The sequence below is a fragment of the Cognatilysobacter lacus genome, from assembly GCF_008274655.1.
Lineage (GTDB): Bacteria > Pseudomonadota > Gammaproteobacteria > Xanthomonadales > Xanthomonadaceae > Cognatilysobacter > Cognatilysobacter lacus.
This window is the reverse complement of the sequence record NZ_VTRV01000131.1, coordinates 1-7,886: the sequence shown is the minus strand read 5'-3', so window position 1 is coordinate 7,886 and position 7,886 is coordinate 1. Positions and strand designations below refer to the sequence as shown.

Below are 7,886 nucleotides of genomic sequence, written 5' to 3'. Positions count from 1 at the left end.
ACCTGCTCGCCGCGCGTGTGGGCGAGCTGCGCTTCCGGCGCCGCGATGAGCGCATCGCCCTGCATGTGCCTTGCACGCAGCGGAGCGTCGTCGGCAGCACGGCATCGCTGCAGCGGCTGCTAGCCGCGATACCCGGCCTCGACGTCGTGATGCTCGACGCCGGCTTCGGCTGCTGCGGTGCCGCAGGCAGCACGATGCTCGTCGACCCGGGGCGCGCCGCCTCGTTCCGCGCACCACTGCTCGATCAGCTCGAAGCCAGCGGTGTCGCGCGCCTGATCAGCGCGAACATCGGCTGCCGACTCCATCTGGCCAACGCGGCACGCGTGCCGGTGCAGCATCCCGTCGACTTCCTCGCCGCCTGCCTCGACATCCCGAATTGACGTCCCGACCGTAGACTTCGCCCATGCACGCCACTCCACGCCGCCTCACCGCCGTCGATCGCTGGATCGTCGCCGCCCAACGCGCGCTCGAGACCGTCGCGGGAAACCCGACCGCCCTGCGCAGCAATCCCGCCGCCGCGAAGCCGGACATCGTGCTCGACGACGTCGATCGGCGGCACGCGGCCGGGCTGATGCGCATCAACCACGTCGGCGAGGTCTGCGCGCAGGCGCTGTACGTCGGACAGGCGTCGGTCGCCCGCGACGCGCGAACGCGCGAACAGTTGCTGCACGCCGCGCAGGAAGAGACCGACCATCTGGCCTGGTGCGCCGACCGCCTGCGCGAACTCGACAGCCGGCCCAGCCTGCTGAATCCGCTGTGGTACGCGGGCAGCTACGCGATCGGGCTCGCGGCGGGCTTGCGCGGCGACGGCTGGAACCTCGGCTTCGTGGTCGAAACCGAGCGCCAGGTCGAGGCGCACATCGGCGAGCACCTGGTCTCGCTCCCGGCGGCCGACGCGCGCAGCCGCGCGATCCTCGAAGTCATGAAGGACGACGAGGCGCGGCACGCCGACAATGCGCAGGCCGCCGGCGCGCGCACGCTGCCTGCCCCGATTCCGCAGGCGATGGCGCTGGCGTCGAAGCTGATGAAGACCGTCGCGTATCGGGTCTGACCGCAGGTACGACGGCGCCGGCCCGCTGGATCGCGCTTACCCATCGACCTCGGTTGGCACACCGGCACGAGCACTCGGTGAGATCGACGTCCAGCCCAAAAAGAAAGCCCGCCTGAGCGGGCTTCTTCTGCGCCAGACATCGCGGCTCAGTCGATGAGGTTGCGCCCGTGGTACAGCTCCTCGATCTCGCGCTTCAGCCGCGCTTCGATCTTGAGGCGGTCCTTGAACGACAGGTTCTTCGACTTCTCTTCGAACAGGTAGGTATCGAGGTCGAAGTCCTTCAGGTGCATCTTCGTGTGGAAGATGTTTTCCTGGTAGACGTTGACGTCGATCATCTCGTACCGGCTCTTGACGTTCTTCGCCAGGTATTCCTGGATCGAATTGATCTTGTGGTCGATGTAGTGTTTCTTGCCCTTGATGTCTCGGGTGAAGCCGCGGACGCGGTAGTCGAGCACGACGATGTCGGATTCGAAGCTCTCGATCAGGTAGTTGAGCGCCTTCAGCGGAGAGATGACGCCGCATGTCGCGACGTCGATGTCGGCGCGGAACGTCGCGATGCCGTTGTCCGGATGCGTCTCCGGATACGTGTGCACCGTGATGTGCGACTTGTCCATGTGCGCGACGACAGCGTCGGAGATCAGCTCGCGGCCGGCGTCCTTGCGCTCGATCACCGGTTCTTCCGAGATGAGGATCGTCACCGACGCGCCCTGCGGGTCGTAGTCCTGGCGCGCGATGTTCAGGATGTTGGCGCCGATGATCTCGGCGACGTCCGTCAGGATCTGCGTCAGGCGGTCGGCGTTGTACGCCTCGTCGATGTACTGGATGTAGCGCTGGCGCTCATCCTCGGACGCGGCATAGGAGATGTCGTAGATGTTGAACGACAACGCCTTGGTCAGGTTATTGAACCCCTGGAGCCGCAGGCGCGGCAGTGGCTTGACCACGTGCGTGGATCCCGGTGTCTGTAAGAAGACCGCGGATTATGGGGCATCGCGGGTGAGCGGGGGACGAATCCTGTGGAGCGACGCACGCTCGCCCCGCGAACAGCCGCAAATGCAAAGGGTGACGGGATTGGCCCTTCGCGCCGGATGGTCTATATAGTCGGTTAATTCCTCCAGAGCCCGGCCCATGTCCCCCGACCTGGCATACCCGACCGCGCCGCGGCGCCCGCAGAGCCCGTTGATGCCCGACAACGCGGCCATCGACCGCTTCCTCGCGCACTGCCACCGCCGCCGCTATCCGTCGCGAACCGACGTGTTCCGGCCCGGCGACTCGGCGACCACCCTGTATTTCGTCATCTCCGGCTCGGTGAGCATCATCAACGAGGAGGAGGACGGCCGCGAGCTGGTGCTGGGCTATTTCGGGCCCGGACAGTTCGTCGGCGAGATGGGCCTTTTCATCGAGAGCGACCGCCGCGAGGTGACGCTGCGCACCCGCACCGCCTGCGAGCTCGCGGAAATCGGCCACGAGCGCTTCTACGACCTGCTGATGACCCGGCTGTCGACCGACGCGCCCAAGCTGCTGTATTCGATCGGCGCCCAGATCTCCCGGCGCCTGCTCGACACCAGCCGCAAGGCCGGGCGCCTGGCCTTCCTGGACGTCACCGACCGCATCGTGCGCACGCTGCACGACCTGTCGAAGGAACCCGAGGCGATGAGCCATCCGCAGGGCACGCAGATCCGCGTGTCGCGCCAGGAGCTGTCGCGCCTGGTCGGCTGCTCGCGCGAGATGGCCGGTCGCGTGCTCAAGAAGCTGCAGACCGACGGCATCCTGCATGCGCGCGGCAAGACCGTCGTCCTGTACGGGACTCGCTGAGGCTCGGCGATGATGCAGGAGTCGTCCGACGGCATCCGCATTCGCGATGCGAGCATCGGCGACGCGAGCGACGTCGCCCCGCTCCTCGAGGCGCTCGGCTATCCCTGTGACCGCGACGGTGCGGCCGACCGCATTGCCGCCGTGCTTTCCGACCCGCGCCAGCGCCTGCTGCTGGCCGAGATCGCCGGCCATGTATGCGGGATGGTCGGCATGGAACTGCGCTACTCGCTGGCGCGCGGCGCCGAACAGGCACGCATCACCGCCCTCGTCGTGGCGCCCGCATGCGAGCGGCAGGGCGTGGGCCGCCGGCTGCTGCGTGAAGTGGAAGGCATTGCGCGGCAGGCCGGCGCCGCGCGCATCGAAGTCACTGCCGCCGGCAGTCGCGGGAACGCCCATACTTTCTACCGCAGCTGCGGCTATGACGATGCGTCGCTTCATTTCGCGAAGCTGCTCGGCGACTGAGCAGCGCTGACGACACGCGGCCGGCGCGTTCGATCGCGCGGCCTTGAATCTCGTTGTCCCGCAACCGTGTCAGCCGCCGAGCAGCACCGGCTGTCCGGCGCGCGCCGGACAGCCCCAGTTGAGCATGGGCGTGCCGGCCGGCAGCCGCGCGCGGAAGACGTCGATGCCGCCGGGCTTGGGATTCACCACCACGGGCCGCGCTGCTGCCAGCAACAACGGCAGGTCGGCGGTGCTGTCGGAGTATGCGATGGCGATCGGCGCATCGAAGCCGGCATCGCGCAGCATCGTCATCTTCATCGCGTGGTGGCAATGACGGGCGGCACGAATGCCACCGAAGAAGCGTTCGACCTGCGTGCCCACCACCGGCACATCCTCATGCGCGACGAAGCCGAGAATCGCCGACGCCAGCCGCGGCGGTGCGCCGGTCGCGACCACCACGCGGTCGCCCGACAGCCGATGCCGATGCAACACGTCCAGGGCTACCGGCAACAACCGCGCACGGATCTCTTCGGTGTGCTGCCGGACGTAGGCATCGACCAGCGAGTCGAATTCGCACGCCTCCCGAATGGTGCCCACCCACGCGAAGGCGCCGATGCCGTGCCGACGCGTCGGCAGGAACGCGATCATCGGTGCAGCCACCGGCGCGATCAGCGCGGCCAGCAACGTGCGCCATGCACTGCGGCGGATCAGCCAGGCGAATAGATGGCTGCCGGAGTCGCCGTCGTAGAGCGTGTGGTCGAAGTCGAAGACCACCAGCGGCGCGTCACTGGCCACCGGCGGATACGGAACACGCTCCACCGTCACGCGAAGAGCCGCTGCAGCGCGGCGCCCGGATCGGCTTCGCGCATGAAACGTTCGCCGACGAGGAACGTGCGGATCCCGGCATCGCGCATCTTCGCCACGTCGGCCGGCGTCGAGATGCCGCTCTCGGTGACCAGGATGCGGTCGGTGGGCACCGCCTGCTTCAGCTCGAGCGTGGTGTCGAGCGAAACCTCGAACGTGCGCAGGTTGCGGTTGTTGACGCCGATCAGTTCGCAGTCGGTCTGCAGCGCGCGCTCGAGCTCGTCGATGTCGTGCACTTCGACGAGCACGTCCATGCCGAGCTCCATCGCGAGGTTCGCCATGTCGACCAGTTGCGAATCATCCAGCGCGGCGACGATCAGCAGGATCGCGTCGGCGCCGATGAAGCGCGCTTCGTGGACCTGGTACGGATCGATGGTGAAATCCTTGCGCAGGATCGGCAGCGAGCACGCGCGATGCGCAAGCCCGAGGTACAGGTTGCTGCCCTGGAAGAAATCGACGTCGGTGAGCACCGACAGGCACGCTGCGCCGCCGGCTTCGTAACTGCGTGCGATTTGCGACGGGTCGAAGTCGGGGCGGATCAGGCCTTTCGACGGGCTCGCCTTCTTGGCTTCCGCGATCACGGCCGACAGGCCCTGCGCATGCTTGGCGCGGATCGCATCGACGAAGCCGCGCGGCGGTGGCGAATCGGCTGCGCGCGCCTTGAGGTCGGCGAGTGAACGCACGCGCGAGCGCTGTTCGATCTCCTCGGCCTTGCGCGCAAGGATGGTGTTGAGGATGTCACTCATGCATCGGCCCTTCCGGAATAGGCGCGCTCGACCTTCGCCACGCGCACTTCGAAATGCTCATACCAGTCTGCGCGCCCGCGCGCGCGCACCGCCGCGTGCTCGGGATGGGCCCGCCACGCCGCGATCGCCGCTTCGTCGGTCCAGTACGACAACGTGATGCCGAGTCCCGCGCTGTCGCGTACCGACTCGGCGCCGAGGAATCCCGGTTGAATCGATGCGAGCTCGAGCATGCGCGCGGCTGCTTCGGCGTAGGCGTCGCCATCGACAGCAGTGCGCGCCGAGGTGAACGACACCATCCAGTACGGCGGTGCCGGGGTCGAGGCGAAGCCCGCGATCATGCGACAGCGAGTTCGCGCGTGGCCGCGACGAACTGGTGCAGTTTTTCGCGCGCCGCGCCCGAGGCAATCGTGCGCCGCGCCAGCGTGATGCCGTCCGCGATCGATTCGGCGAGACCCGCGACGTACAACGCCGCGCCTGCGTTGAGCGAGACGATTTCGCGCGGCAGGCCGGGTTCGTCTTCGAGCGCGAGCATCAGCATCGCACGCGACTCGGCCGCGTCGGCGACGCGCAGGTTGCGGCTCGCGGCCATCGAAATTCCGAAGTCCTCCGGGTGCACTTCGTATTCGCGAACCACGCCGTCGCGCAGTTCGCCCACGAGCGTTGCCGCGCCCAGCGACAGCTCGTCCATGCCGTCGCGCCCCCAGACCACCATCGCGCGCTCGGCGCCGAGTTCCTGCAACACGCGCACCTGGATGCCCACGAGGTCCGCATGGAACACGCCCATCAGGATGTTCGGCGCGCCCGCCGGGTTCGTCAGCGGCCCGAGGATGTTGAACAGCGTGCGCACCCCCATTTCGCGGCGCACCGGCGCCACCGTCTTCATCGCGGGATGATGAAGCGGCGCGAACATGAAGCCGATGCCCGTGCGGGCGATGCACTGGGCGACGCGCTCGGAGGACAGCTCGATGTGGGCGCCGAGCGACTCCAGCACGTCCGCGCTACCCGAACTCGACGAGACGCTACGGCCGCCGTGCTTGGCGACCTTTCCGCCCGCGCCCGCCACCACGAACATGCTCGCGGTCGAAATGTTGAAGGTGCTGGCGCCATCGCCCCCGGTGCCGACGATGTCGACGAGGTGACGGCGATCGGCGACCTCCACCGGCAGCGCGAATTCGCGCATCACCTTGGCGGCGCCCGCGATCTCCCCGACGGTTTCCTTCTTGACCCGCAGGCCCGTGAGGATCGCGGCGGTCATGGCCGGGCTGACTTCGCCGCGCATGATCATGCGCATCAGGTCGACCATCTCGTCGAAGAAGATCTCGCGATGCTCGATCGTGCGCTGCAACGCCTGCTGCGGTGTAAAGCCCATGCTCATCGTTCCAGGAAGTTCCGCAGCAGTGCGTGGCCGTGCTGGGTCAGGATCGATTCCGGATGGAACTGCACGCCTTCGATCGGGAATTCGCGGTGGCGCAGCCCCATGATCTCGTCGAGGCCGCCCGTTTCGTCCTCCGTCCACGCGGTCACTTCGAGCGACGCCGGCAGCGTTTCGCGCGCGACCACCAGCGAGTGGTAACGCGTCGCCTCATACGCATCGGGCAGCCCGGCAAACACGCCCTGCCCTTCGTGCCGGATGTGCGAGGTCTTGCCGTGCATGATCGTCTTCGCGCGCACCACGTCGCCGCCGAAGGCCTGGCCGATGCCCTGGTGGCCGAGGCACACGCCCAGCAGGGGAACCCGCGGGCCGAGCTCGCGGATCACGTCGACGCACACGCCCGCTTCGTTGGGCGTGCACGGCCCGGGCGAAACGACGATGCGCTGCGGTTCAAGTGCAGCGATCTGCCCGACGGAAAGTTCGTCGTTGCGCACCACCTTCACCTCGGCCCCCAGCGTCTGCAGGTACTGCACGAGGTTCCAGGTGAAGCTGTCGTAGTTGTCGATCATCAACAGCATGGTTCAGTCCGCGAGCAGGAAGACCGCGTAGATGCGGTCGGTGTAGGTGACGTATCCGGACTGGAGCGCCGTGGTGGACTGCATGCCCGAGCCACGGATCCGGCTTCCTGTGACTTCAACGCGGCCCAATTCCTGCCGACCCGCATACCATTCGAAGCCGGCCGGCCAGCTACCGGATGAAATTCCGTACTGGAACTGCGGTGCGACGTCGGACACGCTGTACAGCGCACCCAGCCGTGCGCCGTAGGCTTTCGCGATCGTCTCCGCCTTCTCGCGCGTCGACTCGATCGCCTTCACGCGCAGCGCCTTGCGAAGTGTCGGTTCGTCGGAGAGTTCGGTGGTGATGTCCGACACCGACAGTTCCTTCGATGTCTGCAGGCCCCGCAGGAAGCCTTCCAGCTTTTCCTTGGCGTCGAAGCGCGCGGTAAGCGACCGCTCGACCTCGGTGCCGACGAAGACCTGCTCGTCGGTCCGCGGGTCGTTGTGCGTCTTCGGGCTGACCGAGAGCGAGGTTGCGACGATGTCATCGTCGCCCACGCCCGCGCCATGCAGTCGGTCGACGATGGACGCGACGGACGCCTCCACGCGACGGCGCGCCTCGCCAGCGTTGCGGTCGACCGCGTCGAAGTCGACCTTGATCCGGAAACGATCCGGAATCGCGCGCGCCTGCGCATCGCCGTAGACCAGGATGTGGCGCGTGGGCGGCAGGGCATTGACCTGGGCCTGCGCGGCGCCGGCAGTGAAGATCAGCAGGACGCTTGCGACGAGTCGACGCATCGGGTCAATCCTTCGGCGGGAAAACGGGCGCACGGCGACCAGCCGCCGGAGGACGGCGGCGCGGACGGGCAAAGCGGGATTGGAATTAGGACGAAGTGCGGACGGCACGCGCGGGTTCCTCGGACGGCGACGGGTCGGGGCGGACGGTGGCGCGGGGCCACCATCGCCAACCGGCGTCGGCATGCGGGAACGGACGGGGCGCGGCGCGGTGCATGCGCCTACTGTAGCGGCTCGCGGAAACCGGC

General features: G+C 67.6%; 11 protein-coding genes. 4 read left to right on the top strand and 7 right to left on the bottom strand.

Translation table 11 applies throughout. From position 1 onward, the window contains the following. The coding region (locus FW784_RS10970; protein ID WP_187770782.1) for a heterodisulfide reductase-related iron-sulfur binding cluster at positions 1-380 on the top strand (380 nt) is incomplete at its 5' end. A gap of 23 nt (positions 381-403) precedes the next feature. Further along, a complete protein-coding gene (gene coq7, locus FW784_RS10965; protein ID WP_149353382.1) occupies positions 404-1,051 on the top strand; it encodes a 2-polyprenyl-3-methyl-6-methoxy-1,4-benzoquinone monooxygenase in 648 nt (215 codons plus the stop codon). A gap of 146 nt (positions 1,052-1,197) precedes the next feature. On the opposite strand, the gene speD is transcribed toward coq7, so the two are convergent. Then, positions 1,198-1,992, bottom strand: coding sequence for an adenosylmethionine decarboxylase (gene speD, locus FW784_RS10960; protein WP_149353381.1), 795 nt, complete (start codon positions 1,990-1,992; stop codon positions 1,198-1,200). 184 nt (positions 1,993-2,176) lie between these two features. On the opposite strand from speD, the gene crp reads away from it, so the two are divergent. Then, positions 2,177-2,863 carry a cAMP-activated global transcriptional regulator CRP gene (gene crp, locus FW784_RS10955; RefSeq protein WP_149353380.1) on the top strand — a complete coding sequence of 229 codons (687 nt, stop codon included), beginning with the start codon at positions 2,177-2,179 and terminating at the stop codon, positions 2,861-2,863. Between the two features lie 12 nt (positions 2,864-2,875). After that, on the top strand, positions 2,876-3,325 hold the full coding sequence (locus FW784_RS10950; protein ID WP_235893660.1) for a GNAT family N-acetyltransferase: 450 nt from the start codon (positions 2,876-2,878) through the stop codon (positions 3,323-3,325). 69 nt (positions 3,326-3,394) lie between these two features. On the opposite strand, the gene FW784_RS10945 is transcribed toward FW784_RS10950, so the two are convergent. From FW784_RS10945 to FW784_RS10920, 6 genes are read right to left on the bottom strand one after another with little or no spacing between them, the layout of a single operon-like run. Continuing rightward, positions 3,395-4,123 (bottom strand): haloacid dehalogenase-like hydrolase, encoded by a 729-nt coding sequence (locus FW784_RS10945; RefSeq protein ID WP_149353385.1) that lies wholly within the window; start codon positions 4,121-4,123, stop codon positions 3,395-3,397. 2 nt (positions 4,124-4,125) lie between these two features. Continuing rightward, a complete protein-coding gene (trpC, locus tag FW784_RS10940; RefSeq protein WP_149353378.1) occupies positions 4,126-4,914 on the bottom strand; it encodes an indole-3-glycerol phosphate synthase TrpC in 789 nt (262 codons plus the stop codon). Further along, positions 4,911-5,252, bottom strand: coding sequence for an antibiotic biosynthesis monooxygenase family protein (locus FW784_RS10935; protein ID WP_149353377.1), 342 nt, complete (start codon positions 5,250-5,252; stop codon positions 4,911-4,913). The genes trpC and FW784_RS10935 overlap by 4 nt, the downstream gene beginning before the upstream one ends. Beyond that, on the bottom strand, positions 5,249-6,283 hold the full coding sequence (gene trpD / locus FW784_RS10930) for an anthranilate phosphoribosyltransferase (protein WP_149353384.1): 1,035 nt from the start codon (positions 6,281-6,283) through the stop codon (positions 5,249-5,251). Before trpD ends, FW784_RS10935 begins: the two co-directional genes overlap by 4 nt. Before the next feature lie 2 nt (positions 6,284-6,285). Further along, positions 6,286-6,864, bottom strand: coding sequence for an anthranilate synthase component II (locus tag FW784_RS10925; RefSeq protein WP_149353376.1), 579 nt, complete (start codon positions 6,862-6,864; stop codon positions 6,286-6,288). 3 nt (positions 6,865-6,867) lie between these two features. Then, complete coding sequence (locus FW784_RS10920) at positions 6,868-7,641, bottom strand: SIMPL domain-containing protein (RefSeq protein WP_187770781.1); 774 nt, start codon at positions 7,639-7,641, stop codon at positions 6,868-6,870. Positions 7,642-7,886: the final 245 nt, after the last annotated feature.